The following is a 19897-nucleotide window of genomic DNA, read 5'->3' as shown; positions in this document are numbered from 1 at the left end:
TCTTATATCGAGGCAAATTTCTTTTCAATTCAACCGGTTACCTTCCACGTCGAACGTACGCCGACTTAGCGGGGGCAAAAGGGAGGTCATTGTACACACCGACACAGACGCCCACAAATTTAGCGACGAAATGTCGCAAATCTATGTCGCATTTATGAAAGGTTTAAAGCGATATGCTGTGCTAGTCAAAACTTTTTTAATTCTGACCGCTACGACTCAAAAGCCACTGTGACGCAGACACCACAAAGCGCGCGGCCTGGAGGGGCTGCACGCCTTGCGATCTTTTTTGAGGTGCCGGGAGGGCGGCCTGGGTAAGGCCGCCGGATCTTCAGCGAGTTGCTGCCAGTTCTTGTTGAACGCTGGCGACAGTGCGAGGCCAAGGTTTACCAGCCTGAACCTTCGCTGGCAAGGCTTTGATGGCAGAATCAGCTGCGGCACGGCTGGAGAAGTTGCCGTAGGTGATCACGTAGAGAGGCTTGCCGTTGAGCACTTTCTTGAAATAACGGTACTCGCCGCCCTGCTCTTTCACGAACGCCTGGGCGTTGGCTTCGGAGCTGGTGCCGAGGATCTGCACCACGAAGTTGCCGGTAGGTTGGCTGGCGTACCAGCTGCTGCCAGCGGCGCCGGCTTTGGCGACAGTGGCGGCGGGTTTTTCAGCAGGCTTGGCCGCTGGCGCTGGCTTGGCCGCTGGCGCTGGCTTGGCGGCCGGTGCAGGGGCGACAGGCTTGGTAACCGGTGCCGGCTTCGCGGTGGCGACCGTTGGCGCAGGCGTTGGCTTGGCGGCTGCCTGACCCGCTGGCACGCCCGCAGGCGGTGCAGTCGTGGTCACGGTCGGCGGCGTGGCGCTGGAGCCTTCCACCGGCACACCGTCGTCACCTTCGGAGATACCACCGGCTTCTTCGGCGAGCGGGCCGCGCATCACAGGTTGGCCCACCATCGGCAGGCTGGTCGGTTGACCGGAGTTGGCAAATTCGACATTTGGCGTGGGCTTGCCCAGTGGCAACTGCGCCTGTTCGGTTGGCGCGCCGGCGGTCGTCGGTGCCTTGCTGCGGCCTGGGATCAACCAGGCGGCAGCGACAGCGACCACAACAACGGCGGAAATAGCCAATACGTGTTTCTTAGGCATAGTGAACCCCATCTTTGGACGCTTGACCGCAGTGCGGCTGGCAATCATGGCTTCGATCATGGCATCGCGGGCGACCTGATTGATGGTGCCAGGCCAGCCGTCGGAGCTTTCGTGAATATCAGAGATCTGTTGAGCAGAGAAAAGTTCGATGCCCGCCCCTGCGCCTTCCAGGCGTTGAGCCAGGTATTCGCGGGTTTCTTCCTCTTCGTACGGCTGCAACTCGATAACGTGGAACAGCTCCTGTTCACCGCTGATCTGCTCCAGGTCGGCGATCAACGACGACTCACCAAACAGGAACACGTGCGGGCGACCTTCCGGCGTACCCGCCGCCAGCGCCAGTAGCGCTTCAAGGGCGGATTCGTCGAGCTGCTCGGCATCATCCACCAGCAGGTAGACTTCCTGGCCGGTCAGGCCCAGTTGCACGACCTGCTTGAGGATCGCGTTCGGCTCAGCGGTGGCCACCTCCAGCGCTTGGGCGACCTGGCGCAACACGCCCGCCGCATCACCGGCACCACGGGCCGACACCACCACGCTCTGTACCGACTGCTTGTTGGTGCTGGCCACCAGGGCCTGGCGCAGCAGGGTCTTGCCACTGCCCAACGGGCCGGTTACGACCAGCAGCAGTTGGCTGTAGCGCGCCAGATGGTGCAACTGACCCAGCACCGGTTTGCGCTGGGCCGGGAAGAATTTGAAACCAGGCACCCGCGGAGCAAAAGGGTCGTGGCTTAACTGGTAGTGGCCGAGGAACGCCTCGTCGGCATGCAAACTAGTCATCGGGTCTTATTAACCTTTCAGCTGAGCCAGGGCGCGGTAATCCGCTCCCAGCGTGGCCTGTAAAATCTCTTTCGGATAATCGTCGGTCACGACCGCTTCGCCCATGTGGCGTAGCAGCACCAGTCGCAGTCGACCGTCGATCACTTTCTTGTCTATCGCCATATGTTCGAGGAAGTCCGCCTCGGTCATCTCCTCAGGCGGAATGACCGGCAAACCGGCGCGCTGGAACAGACGGATGCCACGATCACGCTCCTGGGCGCTGATCCAGCCCAGGCGCTGCGACATGTCCAATGCCATCACCGTGCCAGCCGCGACGGCCTCCCCATGCAACCACACACCATAGCCCATGTGCGTTTCGATCGCATGGCCGAAGGTGTGGCCCAGGTTCAAGGTGGCCCGTACACCGGACTCCCGTTCGTCGGCATTCACCACCAGCGCCTTGGCGGCACAGGAGCGCGAAATCGCCTCGGTGAGCGCCACCTGGTCGAGGTTGCGCAACGCATCCACGTGTTCTTCCAGCCAGGTCAGGAACGGCTCGTCGCAGATCAACCCGTACTTGATGACTTCCGCCAGGCCCGCCGACAACTCACGCGGTGGCAGGGTATTGAGGGTCGCGGTGTCGATCAGCACGGCTTGCGGCTGATAGAACGCACCGACCATGTTTTTGCCCAGGGGGTGGTTGATACCGGTCTTGCCGCCCACCGACGAATCGACCTGGGACAGCAGGGTGGTCGGCACCTGGATAAAGTCCACGCCACGCTGGTAGCAGGCCGCTGCAAAGCCGGCCATGTCGCCGATCACACCGCCGCCCAGGGCGATCACGGTGGTGCGGCGGTCATGGCGAGCGGTGAGCAGGCCATCAAAAATCAGTTGCAGGGTTTCCCAGTTCTTGTGGGCTTCGCCGTCGGGCAAGATCACAGAAATCACTGAGTACGCCGCCAGGCTGCGGTTCAGACGCTCAAGATACAACGGCGCGACCGTTTCGTTGGAGATGATCGCCACTTGCCGCCCGGCAATATGCGGTGCGAGCAGCTCGGGTTGGTCCAACAGACCTTCGCCGATATGGATCGGGTAGCTGCGCTCGCCTAAATCGACCTTAAGTGTCTGCATGTGTCCCCGCGTTGAAGATGTATTGACGACCGGCAACGCCAAGCGCTGGCGTCACCTGATGGCTCTACGCCACACCCCACAGGGTGATAGCGCGCCGCCGAGAATAGCGCATTTCGGGCCTGGCTTTAACGGGGTGGCAGCCGTTGCAGGCGCTCAAGAATGTCGAGGACCACCATTCGAGGTGGCCGCTCATCGGTTTCTACCACCAGATCGGCGATTTCCCGATAGAGCGGATCACGCAAGGTGAGCAGGTCCCGCAAGGTTTTCTCCGGGTTGGCCGTACGCAGCAACGGACGATTGCGATCTCGGGCAGTGCGGCCCACCTGCTGCTCAACCGACGCATGCAGGTACACCACCCGACCACCGGCATGCAGCGCGCGGCGGTTTTCATCGCGCATCACTGCACCACCGCCCGTGGCCAATACCACGCCATCGCAGCCGCACAGCTCAGCGATCATCGCCTGCTCGCGGTCACGAAAGCCCAGCTCGCCTTCCTTATCGAAGATCCATGGGATATTGGCACCCGTGCGCAATTCAATTTCCTTGTCGGAATCTTTGAATGGCAGGCGCAGCTCTTTGGCCAGCAAACGGCCGATGGTGCTTTTTCCAGCCCCCATCGGTCCTACAAGAATCAAATTTCGCACAGAATCAACGACTCACAGCAATCGCCTGGTTATTCATAATACGCGGAGTCAGGAATACCAGCAGCTCGGATTTTTTCTCCGCCACCACATCGCGCCGGAAAAGGCGGCCAAGATACGGCACATCGCCCAAAAATGGCACTTTATCTACCACTTTGCTTTGGGTATTGGAGAAAACCCCGCCGATGACAATGGTCTCGCCGTCCTTGACCAACACCTTGGCGTTGACCTCGTTTTTCTTGATCGGCGGTACGTCGTTGAGTTTGTTGAGGTAGTCAGGCTCATCCTTGGTGACCTTGACCTCCATGATCACCCGGTCGTCAGGGGTGATCTGCGGGGTGACTTCCAGCGACAACGAAGCCTCCTTGAAGGACACCGACGTGGCGCCACTGGAGCTGGATTCTTGATAGGGGATCTCGGTGCCCTTGAGGATGCGCGCGGTTTCCTTGTCAGAAGTGACCACCTTGGGTTGCGAGACGATTTCACCATTGCCGGTTTTCTCCATGGCGGTCAGCTCCAGGTCCAGCAGCAGGTTATCGGTGATAAAGGCGATGCCCAGGCCCGAGGTGCCCGTCAGCGAACCCAAGTCGACAAAGGGCGAACTGGGCGGGTTTTCCGGCGGTTCCGCGCCTTCAGGTTGAGGTTTGGGAATGCCGCCCGCGCCCCAGTTACCGCGATTGAGTCGCCCACCCCAGCGTGCGCCCAGACTTTTGTCGTAATCGACATTGGCCTCGACAATCCGCGCCTCGATCATGACCTGGCGCACCGGAATATCCAGCTGTGCCACGATCCGCCGCAGCTCTTCCAAACGCTCCCCGGTCTGGTAGGCGATGATGTTGTTGGTGCGGTCATCGACGGCTACCGAGCCACGCTCGTCGGTGACGCCCTCAAGGCCGGTGACCGACTGGAACAGTTTGGCCAAGTCGGCCGCCTTGGCGTAATTGACTTGCAACAGCTCCCGCCGCAAGGGCGCCAGTTCAGCCATTTGCTTGCGCGACTCGAGGGTCAGCAGCTCACGCGCAGCCAACTCTTCGGCGGGCGCCACCAGCAATACGCCGGCCTTGACCCGCTTATCCAAGCCTTTGGCTTGCAGCACCAGGTCCAGCGCCTGGTCCCAGGGCACATCCTTGAGGCGCAGGGTGATCGAGCCCTGCACATCGTCGCTGGCGATCAGGTTGAGGCCCGCCACATCGGCAATTTGCTGAAGCGCGGTGCGCAGCTCGATGCTCTGGAAGTTGAGGTTAAGCCTGTCCCCTTTGTAGGCGCCCACTGTGACGTTAGCGGGGGGCGGCAACTGGATCAGGTCTACGCGATTGGGCACAGCAACAACCATCGGTGTCGTGAACGCTATCCATAGCGCCACACCGAAGGACGAGAAAGTCCTTTTCATTGTTTGATTCCGTTATGAGTTGACGTTTAACACGAGGGTTCGAGGGCGTTCCAGCCAGGCTCCCTGGCCATCAGGAAACAGTTCGACCAGTTCTATATAACGCTCATGAATGGCCGTGACCCGGCCATGGTCCGGCCCCAAATAGTCACCGACCGCCAGGCGATGCACCTTGGATGCGGCACGCAGCAGGGCAAAAGCCTGCAGCCCACGGGCCAGCGTGCCGACCATCTGGAACTGTTCCACCGCAAGGCTTTCCAGGGCTCCGCGCGGCCGGCCGAGGTCCGGCGCACGGGCTGGCCGACCAGGAACATGATCGACTTGAACGGCAAGCCGCTGGAAAGGATCGCGCAAGCCGCTGATGTCGTAGACAAGGGGCTGCCCCCGCTGGACCTGCCCAGCCACCCCGCCGCCTTGCCGCCAGTAGGTCTTGACCAGCAGATCGAGGCGCACCAGCGTGCCCTCACGCCGTAGGGTAACGTCGTGCACCGTGGCGATTCGCGGCAGGCTACCCAGGCTGCTCAGGAACATTGCCTGGTCGTGATAAGCCCCGGTCAAACCGATCTGCACCGGCTGCTCGTGATAGAACGACCGAGGCTGCTCATCCAGTGGAGTGACACTCTCGACCAGCAAACCATTGGCCAACGCCAAGCCAGCGATGTCTTCCAGCAAGCCGGGCATTTCGGACGCTCCAGGCAGCGCCTGAAAAAGCTCATCGGCTGTCGCCTGCATCAGCTGGAGCTGTTGCGTGCGCGCCTCAAGGCTGGCAGCCAGGACTGTCTTCTGTGTGACGTGCTGCTGCAGGGCCACTTCCCGCGCCTCGACCTGGCGCAACCGCTCCCGCGAAGGGCTCAGGTACACAAGGTCGCCCACCACAAACACCACGCCCGCCAGTGCACAGCCCAACAGGGCCTTGCCAGGTAGGGGCCATTTCGCAGCGTTGTGAGTGAGTGCAGAAAGAGTGAGCCTTGGCAGGCTCAAGGTTGAGCCCCGGAGGACTGGCCCTGGCGCACCATCAGCTGGAATTCGTTGTTACCGCGTGCGCCATCCGTTCGCACCTGTTGCAACTGAGTGGAATGGGCACCTTGCGCCGCCTCCAGGCGGCGCATCAACTGGGCGATGTCCTGGCTGGATTCGGCGCTGCCGCTGATACTCACCGTATCGCCCTTCGCCACCACTTCGTGCAGGTGCACCCCGTCGGGTACCGCGCGCGCCAACTGATCCAGCAGTTGAGCACCGGATGAGCGGGCATCGTGCAGGTCTTGCACGACCTTCATGCGCTGCGCCAATTGCTGGCTTTGTTCCTGCAGGTCGTCGATGGTCTTGATACGCGAATCCAGGCCAGCGATGTCCTTGCCCAGATGGTCATTGCGGGTCACCTGCCGGTCAATCGCCTGGTCGATCACCTGGTCCGCCAGCCATACGGCGGCGAGCGTGGCGCAGGCGAACGCCAGCAAAAACGCCAGCCAATACTTGCGTCGCCGCTCTGCCAGCGCCTGGCGCCATGGCAATAGGTTGATTCGTGTCTTCAAGCGAAACTCCTCAGGGCCAGCCCGCAAGCAATTCCCATCCCTTGGGCATCCACGGCCCATTGTGCACCATCGACTCGATGGCCCGGCGTGAAGCTGGCGAAATCCTGACTGCAAGCGCGCGCCAATGCAAACGCTTCGACGTCGACCACCCTCGGCACCAACCCGGCCAGGGCCAGAACGGCTTCCCGCGCCTCTACCTGCTCTTTCAGGCACGCGGCCAGCAGTACCTCGACGCGGCCTGGATTGAGGGCTGTTGGCCCGCGCACTTGAAAGTCGATAGCCACGTCATCCAGCGGATAAGGAATGTACTGGTCCGCCTCCATCTGGATCATCCAGGTCATCTCATCGTCAGTGAGCCCGGCCTCCATCTCGATCATCCGCGTGATCACCGAAGGCCCGGCCACGGCAGCCGCAGCGCCACGGGCCGACGTCGACAACCGCGACAACGCACTGCGCAGAGCGCGTGCCACAGCGTCGAGATCGAGGAATGTGCCGTCGACCACTGCGTGCGCAGGCAATGCCTGCGTGACGTAGCCCTGAACGCTGTAGCCTGAAGTGCAGCGGCCCAGCTCGACCAGCCGTATGGCCCTGTCATTGATGTCGACACCCAGAAGCGTGTCGACTTTGCGCGTGAAAAATCCCTTTCCCATAAAACTCCCCAACACTTTGTCTGTCATACCGCCTGATTGCCGCCGGGCGCCATGCATTCGGTCGACTTGTTGAACAGGCGCGAATGACGCCCGAAGTCGAAAAATGCTTTAATGCCCAGCGTTTTTTCCCGCTTTTTATCTGCAGCTCGGGTCGATCCATCGTTTGCCATGCATGCCCCGACGCCTAACTCATTCTTTTCTCTGGAAATCCAAAAGCCTTGATTCGTCTGCTGAAGTTTTTCGGGTACTCCATTGTCGCCATCGTTTGCGGGCTGCTGCTCGTGCTCAGCGGGGCCTACCTCTACCTTAGTCCGGGTTTGCCTTCCGTAGAGGCCCTCAGAAGTATCCAGTTGCAGATTCCTTTGCGGGTCTACAGCAGCGATGAAAAACTGATCGCGGAGTTCGGCGAAATGCGCCGCACACCGATCCGTTTTGCCGATATTCCGCCCAATTTCATCAGCGCCCTGCTCTCGGCCGAAGACGATAATTTTGCCAACCACTATGGCGTCGACCCCAGCAGCCTGGTGCGTGCGGCGACACAATTGGTAAAAAGCGGACACATTCAATCCGGCGGCAGCACCATCACCATGCAGGTGGCGAAGAACTTCTTCCTCACCAGCGAGCGCAGCTTTTCGCGCAAGGCCACCGAGATCCTCCTGGCACTGCAGATCGAACGTCAGCTGACCAAGGACGAGATCCTCGAGCTGTACGTGAACAAGATCTACCTGGGCAACCGCGCCTACGGAATCGAGGCGGCCTCCCAGGTCTACTATGGCAAGTCCATCCGTGACGCCAGCCTGGCGCAGATGGCCATGATTGCCGGCCTGCCCAAAGCGCCATCGCGCTTCAACCCACTGGCCAACCCGGCCCGCAGCAAAGAACGTCGCGACTGGATCCTGGGCCGCATGTACAAGCTGGGCAAAATCGACCAGGCCGCTTACGAAAGCGCCGTGGCCGAGCCTTTGAACGCCAGCTACCACGTGCCGACACCGGAAGTGAACGCCCCTTATATCGCCGAGATGGCGCGTGCCGAGATGGTCGGCCGTTACGGCAGCGAGGCCTACACAGAAGGCTTCCGCGTGACCACCACCGTACCGAGCAACTTGCAGGACATCGCCAATGAGGCGGTGCATTCAGGCCTCATCACCTACGACCAGCGCCACGGTTACCGGGGCCCTGAATCGCGCCTGCCGGGCAAAACGCTGAGCGCCTGGACCACAGAGCTTGGCAAACAACGCCCGATCAGCGGCCTGGAGCCGGCCATCGTCACCCAGGTGAAGAAAGATGGCGTGCAGGTGCTGACCCGTACCGGCGAAGCCCATGTGGCGTGGGACAGCATGAAATGGGCGCGCCCTTTCCTGAATACCAACAGCATGGGCGCGATGCCTAAGCAGCCGTCGGACGTGGCTCAAGTGGGCGATCTGATCCGCGTACAACGCCAGAAGGACGACAGCCTCAAATTCAGCCAGGTGCCACTGGCCCAAGGCGCGCTGGTTTCGCTGGACCCACAGAATGGTGCAATCCGCGCCCTGGTCGGCGGCTTCGCGTTTGAGCAGAGCAACTACAACCGCGCGACCCAGGCCAAGCGCCAGCCGGGCTCGAGCTTCAAGCCGTTCATCTACAGCGCCGCACTGGACAACGGCTACACCGCCGCCAGCCTGGTCAACGATGCACCTATCGTGTTTGTCGACGAGTACCTGGACAAGGTCTGGCGTCCGAAGAACGACACCAACACCTTCCTCGGCCCGATCCGCATCCGTGAGGCGCTGTACAAGTCGCGTAACCTGGTGTCGATCCGCTTGCTGCAGGCCATGGGCGTGGGCAAGACAATCGATTACATGACGCGCTTTGGCTTCGCCAAGTCGGACCTGCCGCCGAACCTGTCCCTGGCCTTGGGTACGGCGACCCTTACACCGATGGAAATCGCCACCGGCTGGAGCACGTTTGCCAACGGCGGCTACAAGATCGCGCCGTATCTGATCGACAAGATCGAAAGCCGCAATGGCGACACCCTGTTCACGGCCAACCCGCCGCGCGTGCCGGGTGATGTGGTCAACGGCGTGGCGGCGACTGATGGCCTGGCAGCTCCGAGCAACGGAGGCATCACCATCGAGCCGACCCCAGGCACAACGCCTGCGGCCAACGGCACGCCAGCTGAGCCCCAGACGCCTGCCGTCGCCGAGCGCATCGTCGACGGCCGTACCACTTATATCCTCAACAGCATCCTGGAAGACGTCATCAAGAAAGGTACCGGCCGCCGCGCACTGGCGCTGAACCGTCCGGACATCGCCGGCAAGACCGGTACCACCAACGAGTCCAAGGACGCCTGGTTCTCCGGCTACAACGCCGACTACGTGACCACCGTATGGACCGGTTATGACCAGCCGGAAAGCCTGGGCCGCCGCGAGTTCGGGGGCACCGTCGCACTGCCGATCTGGATGAGCTACATGGGCGCGGCCTTGAAGGACAAGCCGCCGCACACGCAGCCTGAGCCGGAAGGCATCCTCAGCCTGCGCATCGACCCGGTCAGCGGCCGCGCGGCCTCGCCAAGCACGCCGAATGCGTACTTCGAACTGTTCAAGAGCGAAGACACGCCGCCATCGGTCAATGAGCTGGGCAATGGTGTTGCGCCGGGCAGCCCACTGCCGGCGGACGAGGCGGCGCCGATCGATTTGTTCTGACCTGTAGTGAGCGGGCTTGTCGAGTCGTCGCACCGCCCGCGCTGGGTGGCGAAGCCGCCCTAATCCAGGCACCGAGTTTCTCCAGTTAGAACGAAGTGTCAGGTGTTGGGGCGGCTTCGCCACCCAGCGCGGGGCAAGCCCGCTCACTACAAGGCCATCGGCGAACTCCAGACAGCAAAAAGCCCCGACTCGTGAGAGCCGGGGCTTTTTGTTGGTGCGCTACAACGGCTTAACCGTTGAACACATCATCCACGCTTTGCAGCGGGTAGTTTTTCGGATACGGCAGGGTGGCCACACCGGTCTCGATGGCGGCTTTGGCCACGGCATCGGAGATCAGGGTGATCAGGCGCTTATCCATTGGTTTCGGGATGATGTACTCACGACCGAATTCCAGCTTGGCGCCGCCGTAGGCATCGCACACATCCTGAGGCACCGGCAGCTTGGCCAGTTCGCGCAGGGCGTTGGCGGCCGCCACTTTCATCTCTTCGTTGATGCGCTTGGCGCGAACGTCCAGGGCGCCACGGAAGATGAACGGGAAGCCCAGTACGTTGTTGACCTGGTTCGGGTAGTCCGAACGGCCAGTCGCCATGATCACGTCGTTACGGGTGGCGTGCGCCAGTTCCGGGGCGATTTCCGGGTCTGGGTTGGAGCAGGCGAACACGATCGGGTTGGCCGCCATGGACTTCAGGCCTTCGGCGCTCAGCAGGTTCGGACCGGACAGGCCGACGAACACGTCGGCACCGTTCAGGGCGTCAGCCAGGGTGCGCTTGGAGGACGGGTGGGCAAACATCGCCTTGTACTGGTTCAGGTCGGTACGCTCGGACTGGATCACGCCCTTGCTGTCGACCATGTAGATGTTTTCCAGCTTGGCGCCCATGCTGACGATCAGCTTCATGCAAGAGATGGCTGCAGCGCCGGCGCCCAGGCAGACGATCTTGGCATCAGCCAGGGTCTTGCCGGCGATTTCCAGGGCGTTGATCATGCCGGCCGCGGTAACGATCGCGGTGCCGTGCTGGTCATCGTGGAATACCGGAATGTCGCACTGTTCGATCAGGGCCTTTTCGATCTCGAAGCACTCAGGTGCCTTGATGTCTTCCAGGTTGATGCCACCGAAGGTGATGGAAATGCGCTTGACCGTGTCGATGAAAGCCTGCGGGCTCTCGGAGTCGACTTCGATGTCGAAAACGTCGATGCCGGCAAAGCGCTTGAACAGCACGCCCTTACCTTCCATCACCGGCTTGGAAGCCAATGGGCCGAGGTTACCCAGGCCGAGAATCGCGGTGCCATCGGAAATCACTGCAACCAGGTTGCCTTTACCGGTGTACTTGTACGCCAGTTCAGGGTCGCGGGCGATTTCACGTACGGGCTCGGCAACACCAGGGCTGTAGGCCAGCGACAGGTCGCGGGCGGTGGCAGTGGCCTTGGTGAGCTCTACACTCAGCTTTCCTGGACGAGGATGGGCATGATATTCGAGAGCGGCAGTTTTCAAATCAGACATATCGGCATTCCGCTTTTACTGTTGGTCGACGGACCGCCGAGGATACGCGTGTCGTAAAGTCCCTACAAGACTGGGCGGTCACAGGTGTCAAGGCCCCAAAGCGCCGTACTTTGGTCTAAGGCCACGGGATACAAGGGCTCAACTGTTCACAATCGACCAAAAAAATGTCTACAATTTTTTCTTATTCAGTCGATTTAAGCATACTGGGATCGGTCAGCGGCAACAGCCAGCGGGCCTGGTCGTTTTTCAGGCCGCCACGCTCAGCACGGTCCTGCACCCAGCCACGGGCCTCAATTGTCTTACCTTGCAGACCACTGAGCCATGCGGCGTCGAATTGGCGGACGAGGTCGGGTGCAATGCGTAATACCAGTGCCCCCTGCAATTCGATCCAGACTCCGCCGCGATTGCGCTCGATCTTGCTTACCCGCCCGCTGACCAAGGCAAAGCCGGATTGCTTGAGTTGCGCCACATTTTGCACGGGTGATTGCCGCCAAAGACCCAGCCGCGCCTTGCGGGCAGCGTTTTCGGCAGCCTGCTGGCAAGCGACGAGATCGACATTGGGCGCAACACCTACTTGAAACCCCAGCCCCTGGGCCAGCAGTTGTGCTTCCAGGTTCTCGCCGTCAGCGCTGTAGAGGTGGGCCAACGTTCGGCCGTAACGGTCCTTGCTCTCGCGGCCTGGCACCAGCCCGACGCGGTGGTTGCTGGCATCCACCAGGGCCTGCAAATGCTGGCGGGCAGCGACGGCATAGGGCTCATCGGAGCGGCCACGCTTGCCGGTTTCCGGTGCATTGAGGCCAATCATCCGCACGCTGCGACCATCCTTGAGGCGCACCGTGTCGCCATCCACCACGCGCTGCACCTCCACCTGGGCCAGGGCGGCCGGAGCGGGGCAAAACACCTCGGCCTGGGCGACTGAAAGCCAAATCCCAGGCATAAAAAAGGCGCCCGCGAGGGACGCCTTTTTCAACAGCTGGCAAAAGCCCATAAGACTTTTGAGCCTTACTCTGCTGGAGTAGCAGCAGGCTTCTTGCCGAAAGCACCAAAGCGATCTGCGAAGCGCTGTACACGGCCGCCGGTGTCCAGAGTTTTCTGCTTACCGGTGTAGAACGGGTGGCACTCGTTGCATACGTCAGTACCCAGTGGCTTGCACAGGTTCGAACGGGTTTCGAACTTGTTGCCGCAGCTGCAGGTGACTTCGATGGTTTCGTACGCTGGATGGATATCGGCTTTCATGGCACTTCCTCGGGCTAGCGTGCCGCCACTCGACACTATTGTCGAATACCGCACGTAATTAGGCCGCGGATTCTACCAGACCTTTTCAATCGTGCAAGCGGCGACACTATTTGCTTGTAAAGATAAAAGCACCTTTCATCAGAAAAGCGCGGCATACCCAAGCCACCCCTCGTCTGCTAGGCTCGCGCCCCTGCGCCACCGCCTGCCTTTATATGAGACCCCTCGCGTGCCCGACGCCATATTGCGCCTAGCCCTGCCCTCGCCCCTGCGCCGCCTGTTCGATTACCGGGCCCCGGCCGGCGTGCTGCGGGCGCAGTTGCAGCCGGGCATGCGCGTGCGCGTACCGTTCGGGCGCCGCGAGATGATCGGCATCCTGGTAGAAATCGCCGACCACAGCGAAGTGCCGGCCGAGAAACTCAAGCCGGCCTTGGCGATCCTCGACGCCACCCCACCGCTGCCACCCGCGCTGTTCAAGCTGTGCCTTTGGACCGCCCAGTATTACCAGCACAGCCTGGGCGACACCTTGAGCTGGGCGCTGCCGGTGCTGCTGCGCCAGGGTGAACTGGCCGAAGCGCGCCAGGAACGCTTCTGGTCGATGGTCCCCGGGGCGCGACTCGACGACCCGCGCATCGCTCGCGCGCCGCGCCAGCGTGAAGCCTTGGCCACATTGGCGCAGCACCCCCATGGCGTGGCTCACCAGCTATTAAGCAAGCTGATGCTGAGCAAAGACAGCCTCGACCTGCTGTTGGCCAAAGGCATGGTGCAGGTGGAAATCCGCAAGCACGCCCCCGATGCCCGTCACGAACACTGGCTGGCGCAACCGGAACTGCCGCTGAACCCCGAACAACGCGCCGCCTATGAGGCGATTCGCGCCGGCTTCGACAGTTTCCACGCCTTCCTGCTGGCCGGCGTCACCGGCAGCGGCAAGACCGAAGTCTATCTGCAGTTGATCCGCGAAACCCTGCAGGCCGGCAAACAGGCGCTGGTGCTGATCCCCGAGATCAACCTGGGCCCGCAGACCCTGGCGCGCTTCGAACAGCGCTTCAACGCACGCATCGCGCTGGTGCACTCGGCGGTCAACGACCGTGAACGCCTGGAGTCCTGGCTGGCCGCGCGCGATGGCGACGCCGACATTATTATCGGCACCCGCTCGGCCCTGTTTACGCCGATGAAAAACCCCGGGCTGATCATCATCGACGAGGAGCATGACGGCTCCTACAAGCAGCAGGAAGGCCTGCGCTACCACGCTCGCGACCTCGCACTGGTGCGCGCACGCCAGGAAGACATCCCGATTGTGCTGGGTTCGGCCACGCCGTCCCTGGAAAGCCTGCACAACGCCTACACCGGCCGTTACGGCCTCCTGCGCCTGAACGAGCGGGCGGGCGGCGCCAAGCAGCCACGTTTCCTGCGCCTGGACGTCAAAAGCCGCCCGCTGGACAGCGGTATTTCCGGTCCGATGCAACAAGCCATCGGCCAGACCCTCGCCGCCGGCCAGCAGGTGTTGGTGTTTCTCAATCGCCGAGGCTTTGCGCCGACCTTGCTGTGTCATGACTGTGGCTGGATGTCCGAATGCGAGCGCTGCGATGCGCGCATGACCGTGCACCAGCGCCATGGCGAGTTGCGCTGCCACCATTGCGGCCATGTGGAACGGGTGCCGCGTCACTGCCCGCAGTGCGGCAAGGTCGACCTGCGACCGGTAGGCGCAGGGACCGAACGGGCCGAAGAACGCCTGGGCATCCTGTTCCCAGACTACCCGGTACTGCGCGTCGACCGGGACAGCACGTCGCGCAAGGACGCGATGAACCAACTGTTCGCGACCATCCAGAAAGGCCAGCCGTGCATCCTGATCGGCACGCAAATGCTTGCCAAAGGGCACCACTTTCCACGAGTGACGCTGGTATCGATCCTGGATGCCGATGGCGGGCTGTTCTCCGGGGATTTTCGCGCCAGCGAACGCATGGCACAGTTGATCGTCCAAGTCGCCGGCCGCGCGGGCCGCGCCGAAGAGCCAGGCCGGGTGATTATCCAGACGCACCTGGCCGACCACCCACTGCTGATCCAACTGACGGAACAAGGCTACTTTGCCTTCGCCGAACAGGCGCTCAGCGAACGCCGCGCCGCCGGCCTGCCGCCGTTTTCCCACCTGGCCTTGCTGCGCGCCGAGGCCCACAAACCGGGGCAAGCAGAGAGCTTTCTGGATGAAGCGTGCAGCGCCGCCGAACGTCTGCTCGGCGAACTGGGTCTGAGCGGCATCGAACTGCTCGGCCCGGTGCCCGCGCCCATGGAGCGCCGCGCCGGGCGCTATCGGGCTCAGCTACTCTTGCAGGCAACCTCGCGCGCGCCCCTGCATCGGCTATTAAGTAGCTGGTTGCTTGCCTTGGAGCAAATGCCCAGTGGCCGACAGGTGAGATGGTCGCTGGACGTTGACCCGGTAGACCTTTATTGAATTGCCTTGTGGCGAGGGAGCAAGCTCCCTCGCCACAGGTTAATCGTCTGTGAAGGTCCGACGAAGGTTGGCAAGCCCGCCCTCGCCACGGATAATGCCCAGTTTTTCCACCTGCGCATCGCGCACCGCCGCTTGCGGTCGAAAGAGAACACCATGAAAGACACCATTCGCCAGCTGATCCAACAAGCCCTCACCCAACTCGTCAACGAAGGTGTGTTGCCTGAAGGCCTGACGCCGGCGATCCAGGTGGAAAACACCCGCGACAAGACCCACGGCGACTTCGCCAGCAACATCGCGATGATGCTGTCCAAGCCTGCAGGCATGAAACCGCGCGACCTGGCGGAAAAAATCATCGCTGCGCTGCCTGTCGACGATAGTGTGACCAAGGCCGAAATCGCCGGCCCAGGTTTCATCAACTTCTTCCAGAACACCCAGGCGTTGGCCGGCCGTCTCGACGCGGCCTTGGCCGATGCCCGCGTGGGCGTGCGCAAGGCCGGTCCGGCCCAGCGCACCGTGGTCGACTTGTCGGCGCCTAACCTGGCCAAAGAGATGCACGTTGGCCACTTGCGTTCGACCATCATCGGCGACGGCGTGGCCCGGGTATTGGAGTTCCTCGGTGATGAGGTCGTGCGCCAGAACCACGTGGGCGACTGGGGCACGCAGTTCGGCATGCTGATGGCCTACCTGCAGGAAAACCCGATCACCAGCGATGAACTGTCGGACCTGGAAAACTTCTACCGCGCCGCCAAGAAACGTTTTGACGAGTCGGAAGCGTTCGCCGACCGCGCCCGCGGCCTGGTCGTCAAGCTGCAAGCCGGTGATGCCGAATGCCTGGCACTGTGGAGCAAGTTCAAAGACATTTCGCTGTCCCACTGCCAGAAGATCTACGAACTGCTCAACGTCAAGCTGACCATGGCCGATGTGATGGGCGAGAGCGCCTACAACGACGACCTGATCAACGTGGTCAATGACTTGAAGGCAGCGGGCATGTTGGTCGAGAGCAACGGCGCCCAGTGCGTGTTCCTCGACGAATTCAAGAACGCCGACGGCGAGCCGCTGCCGGTGATCATCGTCAAGGCCGATGGCGGCTACCTCTACGCCACCACCGACCTGGCCGCCGTGCGCTACCGCAGTGGCACGCTCAAGGCTGACCGCGCCCTGTACTTCGTCGACCAGCGCCAGGCCCTGCATTTCCAGCAAGTGTTCGCCGTGGCGCGCAAGGCCGGTTTCGTGACCCACCCGATGGACATGGAACACATGGGCTTCGGCACCATGAACGGCGCCGATGGCCGCCCGTTCAAGACCCGTGACGGCGGCACCGTGAAGCTGATCGACCTGCTGACCGAAGCCCAGGAACGGGCCTACACCCTGGTGAAGGAGAAGAACCCTGAGCTGGCCGAGGCTGACCTGCGCAACATCGCCCGCGTGGTGGGCATTGGTGCGGTGAAATACGCCGACCTGTCCAAGCACCGCACCAGCGACTACAGCTTCAACTTCGACCTGATGCTCAACTTCGAAGGCAACACCGCGCCCTACCTGCTGTACGCCTACACCCGCGTGGCCGGCGTGTTCCGCAAGCTGGGCAAGGACTTCAGTGAAGTCGAAGGCCAGATCGACCTGCAAGCGCCGCACGAACAGGAGCTGGCCGCCAAGCTCGCGCAATTTGGCGAAGTGCTGAACAGCGTGGGTGAAAAAGGCACGCCGCATGTCCTCTGCACCTACCTGTACGAAGTCGCCGGCCTGTTCTCCAGCTTCTACGAGAACTGCCCGATCCTCACCGCCGACGACGAAGCCCAGAAGCAAAGTCGCCTGCGCCTCGCCGCACTGGCTGGACGGACCCTCAAGCAAGGCCTGGAATTGTTAGGCCTGGAAACCCTGGAGCGTATGTAAGTTGGCTGCCAAGAAAAAACCTGCACCCAAGCGCGGCGCCAGCCGCTACCAGGCCCCAGCGAAAAAGCCGATCCCGGGCTGGTTGTGGATGGCGATCGGCCTCACGGTCGGCGCGTTTGTCGTGTTTCTGATGAAGCTGGACCCCGGCCAGGGTGACGACGTCAAACGCGTCAAACAGGAGCAGCAGAAAGCCACCAAAATGGCCGAAGCCAACAAGACCGCACCAAGCCCGACGGCACCGGTGAAGCCGAAGTACGACTTCTACACGCTGCTGCCGGAATCGGAAGTGATCGTGCCGCCTGACGCCGTTCCGGAGAAAACCCTGCCGACACCGCAAGTGCCGACCACACCGGTGACCCCGGCGGAAGCGGCAAAAATCGACACCGCGCGTGCCCAGGCTGCACTGGCCGGGATTACGCCGCCGCCAGCCCCGCCGGTAGCAGAGACCAAGGCCGCACCGGTGACCAAGTTCTTCCTGCAGGCGGGCTCGTTCCCGAAACAGGCGGACGCGGATCGCGTGCGGGCGCAGATCATTCTGCTGGGCCAGACGGTGACGGTAGAGTCCGGCACGGTGAAAGAGGCGACGTGGTATCGCGTGCTGGTGGGGCCGTTCAGCAACCGTGAACAACTGACCGTGGCGCAGAAACAATTGGCCGGCGCCGGGTTTAGCAACCTGTTGTTACAACAACGCCAGAGCCGCTGACCTTCAGCCAACCTGGATCAAATGTGGGAGGGGGCTTGCCCCCGATAGCAGTAGATCAGTCAACATTTTCGGTGACTGACACACTGCCATCGGGAGCAAGCCCCCTCCCACATTTGGTTTTGCACCGCTCTGGAATGTGTGTCAGACCGATAAACACCACTCGTCCGCCATAAACCCCTACAGTTGAAATCCCCCCCACCACCCCCATATCAGTTTCCATCAGGGCATTTTCGCCCCGCTGCGTGGAGACTCTCCCCTTGACCACCATCGTTTCAGTACGTCGCCACGGCAAAGTCGTCATGGGCGGCGACGGCCAGGTTTCCCTGGGTAATACCGTGATGAAAGGCAACGCCAAGAAAGTGCGTCGCCTGTACCACGGCCAGGTTCTCGCAGGCTTTGCCGGCGCTACCGCCGACGCCTTCACCCTCTTCGAGCGCTTCGAAGGCCAGCTTGAGAAACATCAGGGCCACCTCGTGCGTGCCGCCGTCGAACTCGCCAAAGAGTGGCGCACCGACCGCTCCCTCAGCCGCCTGGAAGCCATGCTGGCCGTCGCCAACAAAGACGCTTCCCTGATCATCACCGGTAATGGCGATGTGGTTGAGCCTGAACATGGCCTGATCGCCATGGGTTCCGGCGGTGGCTACGCCCAAGCCGCAGCCAGCGCACTGTTGAAGAAAACCGACCTGTCGGCCCGCGAAATCGTCGAGACCGCCCTGGGCATCGCCGGTGATATCTGCGTGTTCACCAACCACAACCAGACCATTGAGGAGCAGGACCTCGCCGAGTAAGCCGTAGGCTTATTCGCGCTTGAGGCCGCCAAACACTATGTCCATGACTCCCCGCGAAATCGTCCATGAACTCAACCGCCATATCATCGGCCAGGACGATGCCAAGCGCGCCGTTGCCATTGCGCTGCGTAACCGCTGGCGCCGGATGCAACTGCCCGAAGAACTGCGCGTTGAAGTAACGCCGAAGAACATCCTGATGATCGGCCCGACCGGCGTCGGTAAAACCGAAATCGCCCGTCGCCTGGCCAAGCTGGCCAACGCGCCGTTCATCAAGGTCGAAGCCACCAAATTCACCGAAGTAGGCTACGTCGGCCGCGACGTCGAGTCGATCATTCGTGACCTCGCCGACGCCGCCTTGAAGCTGCTGCGCGAACAGGAAATGACCAAGGTCAGCCACCGCGCCGAAGACGCCGCCGAAGAACGCATCCTCGATGCCCTGCTGCCACCGGCCCGCATGGGCTTCAACGAAGACGCCGCGCCGGCCTCGGATTCCAATACCCGCCAGCTGTTCCGCAAGCGTCTGCGTGAAGGCCAGCTGGACGACAAGGAAATCGAGATCGAAGTCGCCGAAGTCTCCGGCGTCGACATCTCTGCGCCGCCTGGCATGGAAGAAATGACCAGCCAGTTGCAGAACCTGTTTGCCAACATGGGCAAGGGCAAGAAGAAAAGCCGCAAGCTCAAGGTGAAGGAAGCGCTGAAACTGGTGCGCGACGAAGAAGCCGGGCGCCTGGTGAATGAGGAAGAACTCAAGGCCAAGGCCCTGGAGGCGGTCGAGCAGCACGGCATCGTGTTTATCGACGAGATCGACAAGGTCGCCAAGCGCGGTAACTCGGGCGGCGTGGACGTATCCCGTGAAGGCGTACAGCGCGACCTGCTGCCGCTGATCGAAGGCTGCACCGTGAACACCAAGCTGGGCATGGTCAAGACCGACCACATCCTGTTCATCGCCTCCGGTGCGTTCCACCTGAGCAAGCCAAGCGACCTGGTGCCGGAGCTGCAAGGCCGCCTGCCGATTCGCGTGGAGCTCAAGGCGCTGACCCCGGGCGATTTCGAACGCATCCTCAGCGAGCCGCATGCGTCGCTCACTGAGCAGTACCGTGAGCTGCTGAAAACCGAAGGCCTGGGCATCGAGTTCCAACCGGACGGCATCAAGCGCCTGGCGGAGATCGCCTGGCAGGTCAACGAGAAGACCGAGAACATCGGTGCGCGTCGCCTGCACACCTTGCTGGAGCGCTTGCTGGAGGAAGTGTCCTTCAGCGCCGGTGACCTGGCAGGTGCGCAGAATGGCGAAGTGATCAAGATCGACGCGGATTACGTCAACAGCCACTTGGGCGAATTGGCGCAGAACGAAGACTTGTCGCGCTACATTCTGTAAGCCTCACACAGAATCGCTTCGCTTCAATGTGGGAGGGGGCTTGCCCCCGATAGCGGTTTG

16 protein-coding genes and 1 pseudogene are annotated in these 19897 nt (G+C 61.8%); 6 read left to right on the top strand and 11 right to left on the bottom strand.

Features of this window, described 5'->3' with window-relative positions; translation table 11 throughout:
• Positions 1-328: 328 nt before the first annotated feature.
• From ACI512_RS05400 to ACI512_RS05365, 8 genes and pseudogenes are all read right to left on the bottom strand, one after another.
• Positions 329-1900 carry an SPOR domain-containing protein gene (locus tag ACI512_RS05400; RefSeq protein ID WP_236381064.1) on the bottom strand — a complete coding sequence of 524 codons (1572 nt, stop codon included), beginning with the start codon at positions 1898-1900 and terminating at the stop codon, positions 329-331.
• Between the two features lie 9 nt (positions 1901-1909).
• Complete coding sequence (gene aroB / locus ACI512_RS05395) at positions 1910-3010, bottom strand: 3-dehydroquinate synthase (RefSeq protein ID WP_012721816.1); 1101 nt, start codon at positions 3008-3010, stop codon at positions 1910-1912.
• A gap of 125 nt (positions 3011-3135) precedes the next feature.
• Positions 3136-3654: a shikimate kinase AroK gene (gene aroK / locus ACI512_RS05390; RefSeq protein WP_010213757.1), complete on the bottom strand. Its 519-nt coding sequence runs from the start codon at positions 3652-3654 to the stop codon at positions 3136-3138.
• 4 nt (positions 3655-3658) lie between these two features.
• Positions 3659-4915: pseudogene (locus ACI512_RS05385) on the bottom strand (type IV pilus secretin PilQ); the annotation flags it as partial.
• Positions 4916-5053: 138 nt separating this feature from the next.
• Positions 5054-6019 carry a pilus assembly protein PilP gene (locus tag ACI512_RS05380; protein WP_236381063.1) on the bottom strand — a complete coding sequence of 322 codons (966 nt, stop codon included), beginning with the start codon at positions 6017-6019 and terminating at the stop codon, positions 5054-5056.
• Positions 6016-6570 carry a PilN domain-containing protein gene (locus tag ACI512_RS05375; RefSeq protein ID WP_236381062.1) on the bottom strand — a complete coding sequence of 185 codons (555 nt, stop codon included), beginning with the start codon at positions 6568-6570 and terminating at the stop codon, positions 6016-6018. Before ACI512_RS05375 ends, ACI512_RS05380 begins: the two co-directional genes overlap by 4 nt.
• Positions 6567-7220, bottom strand: coding sequence for a type IV pilus biogenesis protein PilM (gene pilM / locus ACI512_RS05370; RefSeq protein ID WP_064054090.1), 654 nt, complete (start codon positions 7218-7220; stop codon positions 6567-6569). Before pilM ends, ACI512_RS05375 begins: the two co-directional genes overlap by 4 nt.
• A gap of 23 nt (positions 7221-7243) precedes the next feature.
• The gene (locus tag ACI512_RS05365) at positions 7244-7390 is read right to left on the bottom strand and encodes a hypothetical protein (RefSeq protein WP_156521570.1); all 147 of its coding nucleotides are present in this window, start codon (positions 7388-7390) and stop codon (positions 7244-7246) included.
• A 51-nt stretch (positions 7391-7441) separates the two neighbouring features.
• On the opposite strand from ACI512_RS05365, the gene ACI512_RS05360 reads away from it, so the two are divergent.
• Positions 7442-9901 (top strand): penicillin-binding protein 1A, encoded by a 2460-nt coding sequence (locus tag ACI512_RS05360; protein ID WP_370636104.1) that lies wholly within the window; start codon positions 7442-7444, stop codon positions 9899-9901.
• Between the two features lie 229 nt (positions 9902-10130).
• Here the strand turns inward: ACI512_RS05360 and ACI512_RS05355 are convergent, their stop codons facing one another.
• The 3 genes from ACI512_RS05355 to rpmE all read right to left on the bottom strand — a co-directional run bounded on the left by ACI512_RS05355 (position 10131) and on the right by rpmE (position 12635).
• Positions 10131-11399: a malic enzyme-like NAD(P)-binding protein gene (locus ACI512_RS05355; RefSeq protein ID WP_064054058.1), complete on the bottom strand. Its 1269-nt coding sequence runs from the start codon at positions 11397-11399 to the stop codon at positions 10131-10133.
• A 181-nt stretch (positions 11400-11580) separates the two neighbouring features.
• Positions 11581-12387 (bottom strand): thermonuclease family protein, encoded by an 807-nt coding sequence (locus ACI512_RS05350; protein ID WP_236381061.1) that lies wholly within the window; start codon positions 12385-12387, stop codon positions 11581-11583.
• Between the two features lie 14 nt (positions 12388-12401).
• Positions 12402-12635, bottom strand: a complete 234-nt coding sequence (rpmE, locus tag ACI512_RS05345) for a 50S ribosomal protein L31 (RefSeq protein WP_005784030.1) — start codon at positions 12633-12635, stop codon at positions 12402-12404.
• Between the two features lie 226 nt (positions 12636-12861).
• Here rpmE and ACI512_RS05340 point away from each other — a divergent pair, with 226 nt between their 5' ends.
• The 5 genes from ACI512_RS05340 (at position 12862) to hslU (ending at position 19837) form a co-directional block, all read left to right on the top strand.
• On the top strand, positions 12862-15081 hold the full coding sequence (locus tag ACI512_RS05340; protein WP_012721810.1) for a primosomal protein N': 2220 nt from the start codon (positions 12862-12864) through the stop codon (positions 15079-15081).
• A gap of 153 nt (positions 15082-15234) precedes the next feature.
• Complete coding sequence (gene argS, locus ACI512_RS05335) at positions 15235-16971, top strand: arginine--tRNA ligase (protein ID WP_236381060.1); 1737 nt, start codon at positions 15235-15237, stop codon at positions 16969-16971.
• A gap of 1 nt (position 16972) precedes the next feature.
• On the top strand, positions 16973-17674 hold the full coding sequence (locus tag ACI512_RS05330; protein WP_046033857.1) for an SPOR domain-containing protein: 702 nt from the start codon (positions 16973-16975) through the stop codon (positions 17672-17674).
• A 257-nt stretch (positions 17675-17931) separates the two neighbouring features.
• Positions 17932-18462, top strand: a complete 531-nt coding sequence (gene hslV / locus ACI512_RS05325; protein ID WP_003171209.1) for an ATP-dependent protease subunit HslV — start codon at positions 17932-17934, stop codon at positions 18460-18462.
• A 37-nt stretch (positions 18463-18499) separates the two neighbouring features.
• Positions 18500-19837, top strand: coding sequence for an ATP-dependent protease ATPase subunit HslU (hslU, locus tag ACI512_RS05320; protein WP_012721807.1), 1338 nt, complete (start codon positions 18500-18502; stop codon positions 19835-19837).
• Positions 19838-19897: the final 60 nt, after the last annotated feature.

It is taken from the genome of Pseudomonas petroselini, assembly GCF_045037875.1.
Classification (GTDB): domain Bacteria; phylum Pseudomonadota; class Gammaproteobacteria; order Pseudomonadales; family Pseudomonadaceae; genus Aquipseudomonas; species Aquipseudomonas petroselini.
This window is presented reverse-complemented; position numbering and strand designations above follow the sequence as displayed.